General features: G+C 26.1%; 12 protein-coding genes. 10 read left to right on the top strand and 2 right to left on the bottom strand.

The window, feature by feature from the left end; genetic code table 11:
- Genes GBG18_RS00845 through GBG18_RS00825 form a run of 5 tightly spaced genes read left to right on the top strand, consistent with a single transcriptional unit; the run spans window position 1 to window position 6180 of the window.
- Window positions 1-1170, top strand: a complete 1170-nt coding sequence (locus GBG18_RS00845) for a Mur ligase family protein (RefSeq protein WP_152187499.1) — start codon at window positions 1-3, stop codon at window positions 1168-1170.
- Complete coding sequence (locus GBG18_RS00840; RefSeq protein ID WP_152187498.1) at window positions 1160-2062, top strand: M23 family metallopeptidase; 903 nt, start codon at window positions 1160-1162, stop codon at window positions 2060-2062. The genes GBG18_RS00845 and GBG18_RS00840 overlap by 11 nt, the downstream gene beginning before the upstream one ends.
- Complete coding sequence (locus GBG18_RS00835; RefSeq protein ID WP_152187496.1) at window positions 2008-2445, top strand: bactofilin family protein; 438 nt, start codon at window positions 2008-2010, stop codon at window positions 2443-2445. Before GBG18_RS00840 ends, GBG18_RS00835 begins: the two co-directional genes overlap by 55 nt.
- On the top strand, window positions 2432-4552 hold the full coding sequence (locus GBG18_RS00830; RefSeq protein WP_152187494.1) for a DEAD/DEAH box helicase: 2121 nt from the start codon (window positions 2432-2434) through the stop codon (window positions 4550-4552). Before GBG18_RS00835 ends, GBG18_RS00830 begins: the two co-directional genes overlap by 14 nt.
- Window positions 4553-4566: 14 nt before the next feature.
- Window positions 4567-6180: a cation:proton antiporter gene (locus GBG18_RS00825; protein WP_152187493.1), complete on the top strand. Its 1614-nt coding sequence runs from the start codon at window positions 4567-4569 to the stop codon at window positions 6178-6180.
- 11 nt (window positions 6181-6191) lie between these two features.
- Here GBG18_RS00825 and olsF read toward each other — a convergent pair whose 3' ends face one another.
- Window positions 6192-7910 carry a bifunctional ornithine lipid synthase OlsF gene (gene olsF / locus GBG18_RS00820; protein WP_152187491.1) on the bottom strand — a complete coding sequence of 573 codons (1719 nt, stop codon included), beginning with the start codon at window positions 7908-7910 and terminating at the stop codon, window positions 6192-6194.
- A gap of 105 nt (window positions 7911-8015) precedes the next feature.
- Between olsF and GBG18_RS00815 the strand changes: the two genes are divergently transcribed.
- The 4 genes from GBG18_RS00815 to mfd all read left to right on the top strand — a co-directional run bounded on the left by GBG18_RS00815 (window position 8016) and on the right by mfd (window position 13135).
- Window positions 8016-8720 (top strand): DUF445 domain-containing protein, encoded by a 705-nt coding sequence (locus tag GBG18_RS00815; RefSeq protein ID WP_152187489.1) that lies wholly within the window; start codon window positions 8016-8018, stop codon window positions 8718-8720.
- A gap of 26 nt (window positions 8721-8746) precedes the next feature.
- Window positions 8747-9760: a sensor histidine kinase gene (locus GBG18_RS00810; protein WP_152187487.1), complete on the top strand. Its 1014-nt coding sequence runs from the start codon at window positions 8747-8749 to the stop codon at window positions 9758-9760.
- A 79-nt stretch (window positions 9761-9839) separates the two neighbouring features.
- Window positions 9840-10148, top strand: a complete 309-nt coding sequence (locus tag GBG18_RS00805) for a hypothetical protein (RefSeq protein ID WP_152187485.1) — start codon at window positions 9840-9842, stop codon at window positions 10146-10148.
- The gene (mfd, locus tag GBG18_RS00800) at window positions 10148-13135 is read left to right on the top strand and encodes a transcription-repair coupling factor (RefSeq protein WP_152187484.1); all 2988 of its coding nucleotides are present in this window, start codon (window positions 10148-10150) and stop codon (window positions 13133-13135) included. The genes GBG18_RS00805 and mfd overlap by 1 nt, the downstream gene beginning before the upstream one ends.
- Before the next feature lie 167 nt (window positions 13136-13302).
- Here the strand turns inward: mfd and GBG18_RS00795 are convergent, their stop codons facing one another.
- Window positions 13303-14304, bottom strand: coding sequence for an endonuclease/exonuclease/phosphatase family protein (locus tag GBG18_RS00795; RefSeq protein WP_152187482.1), 1002 nt, complete (start codon window positions 14302-14304; stop codon window positions 13303-13305).
- Window positions 14305-14362: 58 nt separating this feature from the next.
- Here GBG18_RS00795 and GBG18_RS00790 point away from each other — a divergent pair, with 58 nt between their 5' ends.
- The gene (locus GBG18_RS00790; protein WP_152187480.1) at window positions 14363-15601 is read left to right on the top strand and encodes a BaiN/RdsA family NAD(P)/FAD-dependent oxidoreductase; all 1239 of its coding nucleotides are present in this window, start codon (window positions 14363-14365) and stop codon (window positions 15599-15601) included.
- Window positions 15602-15708 lie beyond the last annotated feature (107 nt).

The following is a 15708-nucleotide window of genomic DNA, read 5'->3' as shown; positions in this document are numbered from 1 at the left end:
ATGCAAGTTGATTTAAAAAAAGCTACTTTAGCACAGTTTTTAGAGTTTAAAACTCTTTATTATGACAAGATTGATTTTACAATAGTAAAATCTTCTTGGGATTTACTATCAAAAAAAATCACACTCCCTTTTGTAATTCATCTTGTTGGAACTAATGGTAAAGGAAGTACAGGAAGATTTCTAGCTCACTATTTAAATAGAAGTAATTATAAAGTCTTACATTACAGTTCTCCTCATATTATCAAGTTTAATGAACGTATTTGGATTAATGGAAGTGATGTATCAAATGATTATTTAGAAGATGCTCATAAGTTTTTACAAGAACTTTATCCTATAGAATTATTAGAAAAGTTAACATACTTTGAATATGCAACATTATTATCACTATATTTATCAAAAGATTGTGATTATTTAGTTTTAGAAGCTGGTCTTGGTGGAGAATTTGATGCTACAAATGTTGTAGAGAATAATCTATCTTTAATTACAACTATTGATTTAGACCACATGAGTTTTTTAGGAAATAGTGTCGAAGAAATAGCCCAAACTAAAATGCGTTCAGTTGATAATAAAATGATAGTAGGTTATCAAATACATAAGAGTGTTTATAAAACAGCATTAAAAGTAAAAGAGCAGATTTTAAAAGAGAGAAATAGAAAAATAATAATAGAAAAAGTTCAAGATTTTAATAAATATGAATTAAATAATAAATTCGCAAGTTATTTAAAAAGAAATTTACATTTAGTTATAGCTTGTTTAAAAGAACTAAAAATTGATATAGACTTAGCTTTATTTGATGATGTAGAACTCTTTGGAAGGTGTCAAAAAATAGCAAAGAATATTACGATTGATGTAGGACACAATCCTCTTGCAGCTAGAGTTTTAAAAGAAGAATTTGCAAATAAAAAAATCACTTTAATTTATAACTCTTATGAAGATAAAGATTATGAAGAGGTATTAAAAATTCTTAAACCTATAATAAATAAAATAATAATTATAGATATAAATGATAAAAGAATTGTTTCTAAAAATAATTTATTAAAAATTATAGATAAATTAAATATAATGAATGAAGATATGATTGAAATTAATGATAATGAAGAGTATTTAGTCTTTGGTTCATTTTTAGTTGTTGAAAAATTTTTATATTTGATTGGGATTAATGAAAAATAGATTAATAATTACAGTTTCTGACATAAAAGGCACAAAGTCCTATAATGTTCATCAGTTTATAAAAAAAGTTTTATTTTCTCTTATTTTAATAGTGTTATGTATAATTGGTGGAAGTTTTTGGCTTATATCTTATTTAGATAAAGAAATACAAAGTGTTAAGAAAAATAAAGAGATTGAATTTAAAATACTCAATGAAAAAGAAGAGAAACTCTTAGCTCAAAATAAACTCTATTCAATACAAATAAAAAGTAAAGTAAAAGATATAGATGAGTTAAATCAAAAGTTAGATGAAATTCATACTATTATTGGTGTTGGAAAAAATGCTACAAAAAGTGAAATTACTAAAAAAACACTTGCAGCTATTAATATAAATAAGAAAAAATACACTTTAATGGTAATTCCAAATGGTAAACCACTTAAAAAAAGTAGAGTCTCTTCACACTTTGGATATAGAATTAATCCTATAACAAAAAGAAAACAGTTTCATAGAGGTATAGATTTAGCCGCTCCAAAGAAGACACCTATTATAGCAACTGCTGATGGAATAGTTGAACATGTTCAACCAAAAAATATAGGAGATTATGGTAGAGTTATAAGATTAAGTCATAATTATGGATTTAAAACTACCTTTGCTCATATGAATAAAACATATGTGAAATTAGGTGATATTGTAAAAAAAGGACAAATAATTGGTTCAGTTGGGACTTCAGGAAGAAGTTCTGGCCCGCATTTACATTATGAAATAAGATATGCAAGTACACTTCTAAATCCAAAAAATTTTATAAAATGGAATTTAGATACATATGATAGTATTTTTAAAAATGAAAGGAAAGTTGAATGGGAGTCTTTAATAAGTCTGATAAAGGATCAACACCAAACGGCGCTACAGTAATTGCTCAAGGAACATGTATTATTGGTGGAATTAGTACAAAAGGTACAGTTCATATAGATGGAAAATTTGAGGGTGTTATTTTAGAAGCAGATGTAATTGCTATTGGTCAAACTGGAGAAGTAATTGGTGATATTAAAGCAAATAATTTAATAGTAAATGGCTTATTTGATGGGAAAATTGATTGTAATATTGTTCAAATTTTAGAGCATGGAAAAGTTATTGGTGATATGAAATATAATGAATTAATCATAGAAACAAATGGAAAATTTGAAGGAAGAGGAATTAGAAAGAATTCTGATTTAAAAAGTAGATATAATGAAATTGAACAAAAAATTAGTAATATTATAGTGACACCTTCTGCAATAGCTCATGACAAATCTTGAAAATAAACTTAAAAATCTTTACTTAGAAAAAGAAAACATAGAAAATGAGATTAAGAGTTTAGAAGAACAAATAAGTATAGAAAAAGAAAAAACTCTTCAAACTACATTTACGAAAGATGAAAAGATTAATATTTTCAAGTCTTTATTTATAGCACGATTAGATATATATGCAAAAAAATGGATAAGTAAAGATGGAAATAAACAAGATTTTTATCCAGTTACAAGAACTTTTCAAGGTGAAGATTATATTCCTTTAACAAATAAAGAGATTGAGAGTCATTTAAGAGGTTTAGTACATCTTGGAACTTTTTGTATTGATTCAAATAATATGTCAAAATTCTTAGCTTTTGAGATTCTAGATGAAGATAAGTTTAAACTTCAAATAGCACTTAATAGTTTAAATATTAAAGCTTATTATGAATTAAACTCGTATAACTCGCTAATTGTGTGGATTTTTTTAGAAGAGAGTTTAGAAACAAAAATTGTTTATAATTTTGGAAAGTTTCTTTTAAAAAAAGCCAATATAAGTGCTAAAATGTACCCTAATAATGAATTTGCTAATAAGGGAAATTTAGGATTAAGTATTGAATTACCACTTCATTTAAAAAGTAGAAAGAAAAATAAAACAGTTTTTATTGATACAAATACAAGTAAAATTTATGAAGATCAATGGATGCTTTTAAATAGTGTTCAAAAAATATCAAAACAAATTGTTTATAATAATGCTCAAATAAGCAAGAGTGTTAATAGTGAAAAAGATTTTGGAAATATAGAGTTTCCTTTAGAGAAACTTGAAATAGTTTTATATGATTTTTTATATATTCCTCTTGCTTTATTATCTAAATCTTTAATTAATAAATTAAAGTCTTTTGCTTCTTTTGAAAATCCACAAATAAAAATTTTATTAGGACTTCGTAAGCCTTTATATAATATTCCAAGAATTATTCAAAGTTTTGAAGAAGATGAAACTCATTTAATGCTTCCTAGAGGTTTAAAAAATATAGTTTGTGATTTTTTTAATTCTAATGCAGTCACATTTGTTATTGATGATAAAAGATATTTTAACTCTTGTGAAACAAAAAAAGTGAAATTTAAACTAAGACCTGAGCAAAATGATGCAATAAATCAAATAATGAAAAATGATTTTTGTATTTGTGTTGCACCTCCTGGTTTTGGAAAAACATTAATTGGTGCAAAGATGTTTGAAAAAAGAGAGTGTAAGACCTTAATAATTGTTAATAAAAACATGCTTTTAAACCAATGGATTGAAAGATTTGTTGATTATTTTGAATATGATAAAAAAGATATAGGTTATTTAGGAAAAAGCAAAAATAAACTAAATGGATATATAGATGTAGCAACAATGCAAAGCTTGAAAAATGCACCTGAATACATACATAATTACTCTTTTGTAATAATAGATGAATGTCATCATATCCCAGCAATTACTTTTGAGCAAATTGTAAAAAACTTTAGAGGTAAATATATTTTAGGTTTAAGTGCAACACCTAATAGAAAAGATGGTTTACAGCCTATTTTATATCAACAATTAGGAGATATCGCTTATGAGTATAAGAAGAAAAAAACACATTATAATAAATTAAAAATAATTAGAACGGATTTCATAAGTGAAGCTGATAACTATGCAACTATCATAAATGAACTATGTCTTGATGAAAAAAGAAATAAATTAATAATTAATGAAATAAAAAACAATATTAATAGAAAGATTTTACTTTTAACTGATAGAATAGAGCATATAAATATACTTGAACATTTACTCAATTTAGAGAATATTGATTATGTAAGTATTCATGGAAGTCAAAATAAAAAAGAACAAGTAGAAAATATGAATTTAGTAAGAGAAAAATCTTTAATAATTGCAACTACTTCATATTTTGGTGAGGGAATTGATTTCCCACATTTAAATACTATTTTCTTTGCAACTCCCATCTCTTATTATGGTAGATTAGTTCAGTATTTAGGTCGAATAGGAAGAGGAAATCAAGAGTGTTTAGCAATAGATTTTCTAGATACAAACAATGCAATGCTTAATTCAGCTTTTAAAAAAAGAGCTGAGGGATATAAGCAAATGCACTATAAATAAAAAGGAGTTTTAAAATGTTAGGAATAATAGTAGCTACTATATTTATTGCACTTATAATAAATTTAATATTAAAAAGATTCCAATTACCAACAATTATTGGATATATATTTACAGGAACAATAATTGCATATGCTTTTAATTTACATGCAGCTGTTAATAATCATGAATTAAAAGAAATAGCAGAGTTTGGTGTAGTTTTTTTAATGTTCACAATAGGATTAGAATTTTCTATTGAACACTTAAAAAAGATGAAGAAAGAAGTGTTTTTTACAGGTTCCTTGCAAATTATAATAACAACACTTTTTGTTTTTCTTATTTGTCATTATGTAATAGGAATAGATGTTAGATCTTCAATGGTAATTGGTGCGGCACTTTCTTTATCCTCAACAGCTATTGTATTAAAAACATTTAATGAAACAAAAGAGATAAAAAAACCATATGGAAAAAGAGTTTTAGGTATTTTAATAATGCAAGATATTGCTGTAATTCCTATTTTGCTTATGATTTCATTTTTTACAATGAATGAAGGGAATAGTGTTGGTTATATGATTTTAGAAACAGTAGTAGCTGCTGTGATTTTATTAGGATTACTTTTTGTTTCTGGTAAATATTTATTAGAGCCATTTTTAACTCATGTATCACAAACAAAATCTGATGAACTTTTTGTAGCATCTGTTTTACTTCTTGCTATTGGATCTTCATATTTAGCATACTATTTTGGGTTCTCTTACTCTTTAGGTGCTTTTATCGCAGGTATGATGATTGCAGAAACAAAGTTTAAACATCAAGTTGAAGCAGATTTAATTCCTTTTAGAAATATATTATTAGGTGTATTCTTTGTAACAGTTGGTATGCAAATTAACTTTGCTGTAATTTCAGAGTATATTTTAGTAATTTTAGTTTTATTACCTCTTTTAATGGGGTTAAAATATGTAATTATATACACACTTGTAAAACTTGAAGATACTAGAAGAGTTGCTTTTAAAACAGCATTTTCATTAATTCAAATTGGTGAATTTTCCCTTGCCATTTTAGAGTTAGCTAGAAGTCAGGATTTAGTTGATAAAACATACTCTCAAATTTTAATTGTAACTATTGTTATATCAATGATTTTAACTCCTATAATTCTTAAAAATTTATCAAAAGCAGCAGGATTATTAATTAGTGAAGATCCTTTAGAAGTAGTTAATACTTATAATGTTGAAAAAGATACTGCAAATCATGTTGTAGTTTTAGGGTATGGACGTTTTGGGCAGGCTATTGTTGAAGAGTTAAAAGCAATGGGACAAAAATATATTATTATTGAACATAATGTTAAGTTTTATCAAATAGGGCAAGAACGAAACGAACCCATAGTATTTGGAAATGCAGCTCAAAGACATATTCTAAACTCAGTTAATATTATAAGTTCTTCAGCTGTTATTGTAGCTGTTAATAATCCTGATGCTTTACATTTAATTTGTGAAGCAGTAGATTCTTTAACACATAATACTAAAACTATTGTAACAGTTACAACAGATGGAGAAAAAGAGATTTTAGAAAGTCTTCACTTAGAACATATTATTGTAGAAACAAAACAATTATCAAAAGCAGTTGTTGATGAGGTTATGTATTGTAGATTAAATTAATGCATAGAGATTTAATCTCTATGTGAATCTATATATCTTTTTCTTGGAGTATCTTTTATTTTATCAACATTAACTAAAATAAAACCGTCAATACAATCAGAAAACTCCTTATCTACATTAAAGCCTAAAAACTTAACACCATTTTCTTCTGTAATTTCACTATATTGTTTGTAAAGTGTAGGTACAGCAAGTCCCATACTTAATAGAGTTGATTTCAAATACTTAAAATCCTTTTTTCTATCATTTAATAAAAACTGTTCTTTTATCTCATTTTGGCTATTTGAGTATTGGTATGGAAGCTTCGCTATTACTAAATCTTTATTTTCTTTAAAATAATGAGAGTAATAAAATATCATTAAATCCTTAGCAATTGCTGGAAAAGATGCACTCATAGAAACAGGACCAAACATATATTTAATATTTGGATTCTGTTTTAAATATGCACCAATTCCATACCAAAGATAATCTAAAGCTCTTGTCCCCCAATATTTTGGTTGTACAAAACTACGCCCTAATTCAATAGAGTTTTTTAAATAAGGAGTCATTTCTTCTTTATATTTAAATAAAGTATTTGAATAAAAGCCTTTTACTCCAATATTTTTAAAAATAAAATCTGAATTCCCTATTCTATAAGAACCTACAATTTCTAAATCATTTTCGTCCCAAAGAATAATATGTTGATAATATATATCATATTTATCAGTATCTCGTTTTTTATTTAATCCCTCACCAACTTTTCTAAAAGATAATTCTCTTAATCTTCCTAATTCTTTTAAAACAATAGAATCGTCTCTATAATCATATAAATATATCTTTTTCCCATCATTTGTTTGACCAATTAATTGTGATGATTTTAATTCTTTACTTAATTCTTGTCTTTTCTGTGGATGAGCAATCGCACTTTGTGTTTGAAAATAGCTTTTTTTTCTCTTCTTTAGTGCATATAAATGTTTTTTATATAAAGTTAATAGATGTTTTTTATCTAAACCTTTAGGTGTAATGTTTTCATTTGGAATAATTTTACCTATTTTGATATTGATTCTTTTTGATTTCTTTTTAAACATTTCATTTGATAGAAGTAGTGTTGAGAATGTTTTATTAATAACTGAAATTGTATAAAATGTTTTTGAATTTTTTGCATCTAAGAATATAGGTAAAATTGGGGAATTAGAATTTTGGGCAAAGTTTAAAAAACCTTTATTCCATGAAGGATCTTTAATTCCTTTAGAAGTTGCACGACTAACTTCTCCTGCTGGAAAAATTATTACAGCTTCTTCATTATTTAAAGCTTCATATATTTTTTTTATATCTTTTTTTGATTGTCTGATTTTATAATTATCTATTGGAATTAAAAGATTGTTTAAAGCTTCAAAACTAACTAAAAAATCATTTGCTACAATTTTTACATCAGATCTTACTTGTGATATTAATCTTAATAAACAAAGTGCATCTAATCCTCCAAGTGGATGATTTGCAATAATCACAACTTTCCCAGAACTTGGAATATTTTCTAAATCAGTACTTGAAACTGTATAATCAAAATCAAAATAATCTAAAACAGAATCAACAAATTCAAAACCTTTTAGATGTGAGTTTTGATTTAAAAATTTATTGATTGAATCTTCATGAACAATTTTTTTTGCAATTTTAAATAGGGATTTTTTTAAAAAGCTTTGTTTTTTATTTATATTTGGAAATTTTTTTTCTATCTCTTTTTGAACATCTATCATATATTCTCCTTAATCATATTGTAATAAGCTTTGATTACAAAAAGGAAACAAAAATGAATATTCTTTATGTTAAAATTCTTTTATAATTTAAAAGGGATTTGATAGATGAATAAATCAGATATAACAAATATACTCACAGTTTTAATAATGGCTTATGGTTACTCAAATGGATACGATACTATTTTTATGATAGGTCTTTTTGCTTTAAGTGGAGCAATTACAAATACTTTAGCTATTCATATGCTTTTTGAAAAAGTGCCATACCTTTATGGTTCGGGAGTGATTGAAAAAAACTTTACAAAGTTTAAATCTTCAATTCATAATTTACTTATGAATCAATTCTTTACAAAAGAGAATTTAACTAGGTTTTTTCAAGAAGAGATGAAAAGTGCAAAAAACACAGTAGATTTTGAAAAAATATTAAATAAAACAGATTTTACACCAGCTTATAACTCTTTAAAAGAATCAGTAATGGAATCTTCATTTGGTGGGATGTTAGGAATGTTCGGCGGAGAGGCTGCACTAGAGCCTTTAAAAGAACCTTTTACAAATAAACTTCAAACTTCAATAATTGATATTACAAAAACACAAGCTTTTCAAGAAGTATTAGAAGAAGCAGTAAAATCAGATGATTTATCAGAAGATATTTATAATAAATTAAGTCAAATAGTAAATAAAAGATTAGATGAACTAACACCTTTAATGGTTAAACAAATGGTTCAAAATATAATCAAAGAACATTTAGGATGGTTAGTAGTTTGGGGCGCTGTATTTGGTGGACTAATTGGATTTATAAGTACATTCTTATAAAACTCTTATTTATATAAAGGTTGTTTATGATTGATAAGTTAAATATAAAAAAAGAGTTTTTAATTTTAGTTTTTATATCTATAATCTCTTGGCTTCTTCTTAGTGAAGTTGATGCTTTTGAATATATATTAAATTATTTAGAAACACATGAAGATTATGAACTTGATGAACTTCTTTTACTTATTGTTATTATTGGAATCTTATCAATATTCTTTACTTTTAGAAGAGTTTCTGAAGCTAGTAGAATCAATAAACAATTAGAAAATATAAATCAAAAACTAAAAGAAGAAATAGAAAATCAAATCTCGCAAAGACACAAAAAAGAACAACTTTTAATAGAGCAGTCAAAATTAGCATCATTAGGTGAAATGATAGGAAATATTGCTCATCAATGGAGACAACCACTAAATGCCTTAGGCTTAGTTTCTCAAAATATATATTTTTCATATAAAGCTGGTGAATTAAATGATGAATTTATGGATAGTTCTATTGAAAAAATAAATCTACTTAATCAAAATATGTCAAAAACAATTGATGATTTTAGAAACTTTTTTAAATCTAATAAAGAGATTGAAGTATTTGATTTAAGTACTTCAGTAAATAATGCCTTATCTTTAGTAGAAGCAAGTTATAAACATAGTAATATAGAAATTATAAATAATAGTAGTAAGAAAATTGAGGTTTATGGATTTGTTAATGAATTTTCACAAACTTTATTAAATATTTTAAATAATGCAAAAGATGCTTTTACTAATAAAAATATAGAAAAATCTACAGTTGAAATACTTACTGGTTTTGACGGTGATTACGGTTTTGTAATGATTAAAGATAATGCAGGTGGAATACCTTCAAATATCATAAATAAAATCTTTGATCCTTACTTTACAACAAAAGAAGAGGGTAAGGGTACTGGAATTGGCTTATATATGGCAAAGATTATTATAGAACAAAATATGAAAGGTAGTATTAAAGTTAAAAATATTGATAATAAAGCTGAATTTCTTATTAAAATTCCATTATATAAAAATATTTCATCTTAATAAAGTAATTTAGTAATTAAACCATATTTAACTACAATACATTTTTTTAATGTAATAAATATATAGGAAAACAAAAAGTATGGAAAAATTAGAAGTATTAGTATTATTAGATGTTTCAAGCTTAGAAGATAAAGAAAAATTTGAAAAACATTTAAAAAAAGAGGGTTTTAATATAGTTGAAGAAGAAGCATTCGTTTACACAGCACAAAGTTCAACAACTACATTTTCAACAAAAGCATATATTTTAGAAGTATTTAGAAAAGGACTTCAAAAAAATAGTTTCAAAGATGCAAATTTAATTTTTCTTTTAAATGAAACACCTTATCCTGCATATTATTATGATCATGATACAAATGATTTTGAGTTATCAAAAGAAGAAAGCAAATAGTGAACAATATATATGAATTCCTTAAGAATTTAAAAGATGATAAACAACTAAAGAAGTGTGAACTTTTAATAGTAAATGATGATAAACAAGCACAAATAGCTAGTGATATTGTCTCTTTTTTAGGCTTTACCCCTTTTGTTTTATCAGACTTTAGAGCAAACTTTGGTGATGATTTATTATCTTTTTCAGGTGAACTACAAGAAATTACGAAAGTATTAAATGAGTTTTATTCATATAAAAAACAGAATAAAATATTAATATCACCAATTAGAACAATATCTTTTCCACTTCCAAAAGCAAAATGTTTTGATTCATATACAATAAACTTTGCAGATACTATAAATATAGAAGAGTTTAAATCAAAACTTTATAATTGGGGATACTATTTTGTAGATATTGTTACAAGTGAAGCAGAAGCTTCTATTAGAGGGGATATTATTGATATTTGTCCTTTAGGAAGTGAAGTGGGATATAGAATCTCACTTTTTGATGATGAAGTTGAAAGTATTAGAAAGTTTGATATTGAAGATCAAAAATCTTTTAAAGAAGAGATTGAAACTATAGATATAACACCTGCTTTTTTAGCTTTAGATGAAGAAACTTATGAAAACATAACAAATGAAATTCAAACAGTTTCAAGTGATGCGTTTATAAAAGATATTCACTCTTTAGGTTTTTGGTACTTAAATGATTTAGGTGAATATTTACCTTCAAGTATGAATTGTTTTATAACACAAGAGTCTTTAGACGAATTAGAAGAAGTTTATGTTTTTGAAGAAAAAAGAATTAATAAAGATAAGTTTTTACTAACTCCACAAATATATAAAAGTACAACTCATAAAGAAATAGCACCAGCAAATGTAAAAGAGTTTATCACTTTTCATAAAAGCAAAAAAATCACAATAATTTCAAGTACAGAAGCTAAGGTAAAAGCTTTTGATTTAGAGTTAAGTGATTCAAAGATTAATTATGTTTTTGAACCTTATATTATAAATCTTGTAAGTGATGATGAGGTAATAATTTCTTTAAATAAAGAGATTAAAAAAAGACGAAAAAAGAAAATAAAACTTGTAATTGATGAATTACAAGTAAATGATTTTGTAGTTCATGAAAAACATGGTATTGGACAGTACAAAGGAATAGAACCTGTAACTGTAATGGGTGCGAAGCGTGATTTTGTAATTGTTCAATATGCTGGAGAAGATAAGCTTTTAATTCCTGTTGAAAATATTGATTTAGTTGATAGATATGTAGCTGATGGAAGTTCCTATGCTGTTATTGATAAACTAGGAAAAGGTTCATTTGCTAAGTTAAAAGAGAAAGTTAAAGATAGATTATTTGCAATTGCAAATGATATTATAAAACTAGCAGCTGCAAGAGAATTAGTAAATGGTATTAAAATAGATGTAGATAAAAAAGTTTTAAGTGACTTTAGAAAAAGCTCAGGTTTTGATTATACAAAAGACCAAGCACGATCTGTATCTGAAATATTTAAAGATTTAAGCTCAGGTAGAGTAATGGATAGATTACTTTCAGGTGATGTTGGATTTGGAAAAACTGAAGTTGCTATGAATGCAATTTTAGCAACTGTTTTAAATGGAAACCAAGCTATTTTTGTATGTCCTACAACACTGCTTGCAACTCAACATTTTCATGGAATGCAAAAAAGATTTGAAGAGTATGGTTTTTCTATGGCAAAACTTGATGGGAAATCAACTGCTAAAGAAAAAAGTGAGATTAAAAAAGGTCTAAACTCAGGAGAAATCCAATTTGTAATAGGAACACACTCTTTACTTAATATTACAGCAAAAGACTTAGCTTTAGTTATTGTAGATGAAGAGCATAAATTTGGTGTAAAACAAAAAGAGAAATTAAAAAACTTACGAGAAGATGTGCATATTTTCTCAATGAGTGCAACACCAATTCCAAGAACTTTAAATCTAGCATTATCAAAATTAAAAGGTATGAGTTCTCTTTTAACACCTCCAAGTGAAAGATTAGGTGTTAGAACTTATGTAAAAGAGTATAGTGATAAACTAATCAAAGAAATTGTCTTAAGAGAAAAAAGAAGAGGAGGTCAGCTTTTCTATGTTCATAATAATATTGCATCAATTGAAGCAAAAAAAGCAGATATTGAAGAGATTGTTCCAAATATCAAAGTTGAAATCATTCACTCAAAAATTAAGCCAGCTGATGCTGAAAAAATACTTGATGCCTTTGAAGAAAAGAAATTTGATATTTTATTAGCAACTTCAATAGTAGAATCAGGTCTTCATCTTCCAAATGCAAACTCAATTATAATTGATGGTGCAGATAGATTTGGTATTGCAGATTTACACCAATTAAGAGGAAGAGTAGGAAGAAGTAATAAAGAGGGCTTCTGTTATTACGTAGTTGAAGATAAAAAGAAAATTACATCAGATGCAATTAAAAGATTAGTAGCCTTAGAATCAAACTCTTATTTAGGAAGTGGAACAGCTCTAGCTCATCAAGATTTAGAAATTAGAGGTGGTGGAAATATTATAGGTGAAGCTCAAAGTGGTCATATCAAACAAATTGGATATGGCTTATATTTAAAAATGTTAGAAGACACACTAGCAACTCTAAGTGGTGATGCAAAAGAAGAGAAGAAAAATGTTGATATTAAATTAGCAATTTCGGCATTTATCTCTGATGATTATATAGTTGAAGATAGAGTAAGATTAGAGCTTTATAGAAGACTTTCAAAAACTACACAAAAAGATGAAGTTTATAAAATTGAAGAAGAGATGGAAGATAGATTTGGAAAGCCAGATTTACCTACAAAACAATTCTTAGAATTAATTATGATAAAGATATTGAGTTTACAAAAAGGTATTCAGACAATTAGTTCATACGAAATGAATATTACATTTACAAAAAGTGATGATACAAAAGAGACTATTAAAAGTCCAAGTAAAGATGATGACGATATTATTATTACAACTTTAAAATATTTAAGAAAATAGAAGAAAAAAAGTAGGACAAATTAGGAGAACTTTGTCTTACTTTTATATTAAGGAGAAAATGACATCTATTTTAAGTTCGCGGCTTAATTCAAATGTTAAATCAATTATAGAGTTTTAGTGTTAATAGTTTGTAAAGAGATTGTAAACAATTTGTTAATAGAATATTTTCATTTAAACTCTAATTCACAAACAACTTGAGCATGATCACTTTTTAATAGTGAGCCATCAGGGTTTTCTTGTAAGTGTTTATCACAAATATCATACTTAGTAACTTTAGCAATAGAATTTTTATTTTTCTTATTAAACTGTTTTGAGATAAATATATAATCAAGAACATTTCCTTTACCTGCAAAAAAACTAGTAGGAGTTCTTTTCACCTCTTTTTGTTCAGGATGTGGATTATATATAATTCTTTCATGTTGATTATATGCATCATGTAAAATTAAACTCTCTTTTCTTTTTTCATCATGATATTTATCATTACTCAAAGCATCAATAGTTATAGAAAACTCTTTATCATTTAAATCGCACATCAAAATGATTGGCTTATCTTTTTCTTTTTTTATATCAAAAAATAGTGAAGATGCTTCACAAAGTCTTTGTTTTAATGAACTAGAATATTTATCTTTTAAAGCTTTACTAATTAAACTTTTTTTATGCTCAATTGAATCTTCTTGTTTAAATGTATATTCAAACTCATTTAATCTATTTGATTTTAAATGGCATACGTAAATAAGTATTTCTTGTTCATTAGGAAGAATAATTGTAGCTTTTATAGGAATTCTAGAAAACTTGAAAAAACCTTCAAAATTATGTTTTTTAATACTAGGAATATGTGCTTTAACTTCTTGTAGCTGTGAAATAGGAAACTTTGAAGCAATAGCAACTGTTGTACTTGTATAAATAGTTGAGTTCTCTTTACTTGTTTTTGCAATATCTACAGTTTCAAAATAGTTAAACCCTAGTTCAGAAAGAATATCTTTCAATGAATTTCTTGAAAAAACTTCTTGAAATCCAATCACATCACAATTCATTAAAGTAATTTGATTTTTAATCCATTGAGTTTTTTCTATCCATTGAAGATTATTGAATTTTTCTTTTTTAGTATACCAAGAGTAAGGAGGCTCTACAAATTGAAAGAGGTTAAATGTACCAAGTCTTATTTTCATATAGGAAGTATATCTAAATAATAGATTATATTTAATAATCTTTAGTTATTATTAGCCAATGAAAACAAATAATTATGATGTAATAGTAATTGGTTCAGGTGGTGCTGGAATGATTGCTTCAATAACTGCAAGAAAACAAGGTAAAAATGTCCTTCTTTTAGAAAAACTACCAGCTCTTGGTGCAAAATTAAAAGCAACAGGTGGAGGAAAGTGTAATCTTACTAATACTTTAAGTAGTGAAGAGTTTATGAACTCTTTTGGTAAAAATGGTAGATTTATGACAACAGCTATTAATATGTTAAATAGAGATAGCTTAAGAGAATTCTTTTTAAATATTGGAGTTCAAACTGATACAAAAGATGGCTTTAGAATTTTTCCAGTTACTCATAACTCTTCAACAATAATCAAAGCTTTAGAAAAAGAGTTAAACTCTTTAGGTGTAGATATTGAGTGTAATCAGTCAGTACAAAAACTTTTGATTACTAAAGATAGAATCTCTGGAGTTCAAACTCAGGATAAAGTCTTTAATTCACCAAATGTAATAGTAGCAACTGGAGGACTAGGATTCCCAGTTCTAGGAGCACATGGTGATGGTTATGAATTTGCTAAAGAACTAGGTCATAAAATTACAGACCTTTATCCAGCAATGCTTCCTGTTTACACAAAAGAAACATGGGTTGCAAATTGTACTGCTGATACGATTGCTAAAGCTATTGTAAAAATAGATTTAAAAAAAGCAAAGAAATTAAAAGCTGTAGGAGATTTAATCTTTACATCTAAAGGATTAAGAGGACCAGTTATTCTAGATTTTTCAAGAGAGATTACACCTTTATTAGAAAAGTATGATGAAGTACCTTTACTTATAAACATGGTAAAAGGAAAAAATGAAGATGAGGTTTTACAAATTATAAAAAAACACGCAAGTTCAAATCCTGATTCAAATGTATTAGATAATGCCTCAATACTTGTACCAAAATCAGTTGCAAAAGAATTATGTCAAATAGTAAATGCTGATATAAATAAAAAGTTCAAAGAACAAAATGGTGAAGTAAGAAATAATCTAATAAAAATACTTACAAATACTCCTTTAACAGTAATAGATTCTGTTGGTTTTAAAAAAGCAATGATTACTAGAGGTGGGGTTACTTTGAAGGAAATAGATCCAACAACAATGAAGAGCAAAATAGTTGATGGTTTATATTTTTGTGGAGAAGTGATGGATTTAGATGGACCTTGCGGTGGTTTTAATCTTCAATGGTCTTTTTCAAGTGGTAATTTAGCTGGGCATTTACTATAATAGATAAGAAACAATCTAAAACCCAAGAAAAACATAGTAAAACTCCGAAAAGACAAGAACTTTAAAAATTTAAGCTTCTTCTAAGCTTTACCTCTTGACAAAGTAGG

The sequence above is a fragment of the Poseidonibacter ostreae genome, assembly GCF_009208075.1.
GTDB classification, from domain to species: domain Bacteria; phylum Campylobacterota; class Campylobacteria; order Campylobacterales; family Arcobacteraceae; genus Poseidonibacter; species Poseidonibacter ostreae.
Note: the sequence above shows the minus strand (reverse complement) of the source record. Positions and strands in the feature narration are given on the sequence as shown.

Excerpts from the sequence above, each read along its gene's own strand:
- GBG18_RS00815 (WP_152187489.1), top strand. The coding sequence starts at position 8,016 with ATGAATAAATCAGATATAACAAATATACTCACAGTTTTAATAATGGCT.
- GBG18_RS00805 (WP_152187485.1), top strand. The coding sequence starts at position 9,840 with ATGGAAAAATTAGAAGTATTAGTATTATTAGATGTTTCAAGCTTAGAA.
- olsF (WP_152187491.1), bottom strand. The coding sequence starts at position 7,910 with ATGATAGATGTTCAAAAAGAGATAGAAAAAAAATTTCCAAATATAAAT.
- GBG18_RS00835 (WP_152187496.1), top strand. The coding sequence starts at position 2,008 with ATGGGAGTCTTTAATAAGTCTGATAAAGGATCAACACCAAACGGCGCT.
- GBG18_RS00790 (WP_152187480.1), top strand. The coding sequence starts at position 14,363 with ATGAAAACAAATAATTATGATGTAATAGTAATTGGTTCAGGTGGTGCT.
- GBG18_RS00825 (WP_152187493.1), top strand. The coding sequence starts at position 4,567 with ATGTTAGGAATAATAGTAGCTACTATATTTATTGCACTTATAATAAAT.
- GBG18_RS00840 (WP_152187498.1), top strand. The coding sequence starts at position 1,160 with ATGAAAAATAGATTAATAATTACAGTTTCTGACATAAAAGGCACAAAG.
- GBG18_RS00845 (WP_152187499.1), top strand. The coding sequence starts at position 1 with ATGCAAGTTGATTTAAAAAAAGCTACTTTAGCACAGTTTTTAGAGTTT.
- GBG18_RS00810 (WP_152187487.1), top strand. The coding sequence starts at position 8,747 with ATGATTGATAAGTTAAATATAAAAAAAGAGTTTTTAATTTTAGTTTTT.
- GBG18_RS00830 (WP_152187494.1), top strand. The coding sequence starts at position 2,432 with ATGACAAATCTTGAAAATAAACTTAAAAATCTTTACTTAGAAAAAGAA.
- GBG18_RS00795 (WP_152187482.1), bottom strand. The coding sequence starts at position 14,304 with ATGAAAATAAGACTTGGTACATTTAACCTCTTTCAATTTGTAGAGCCT.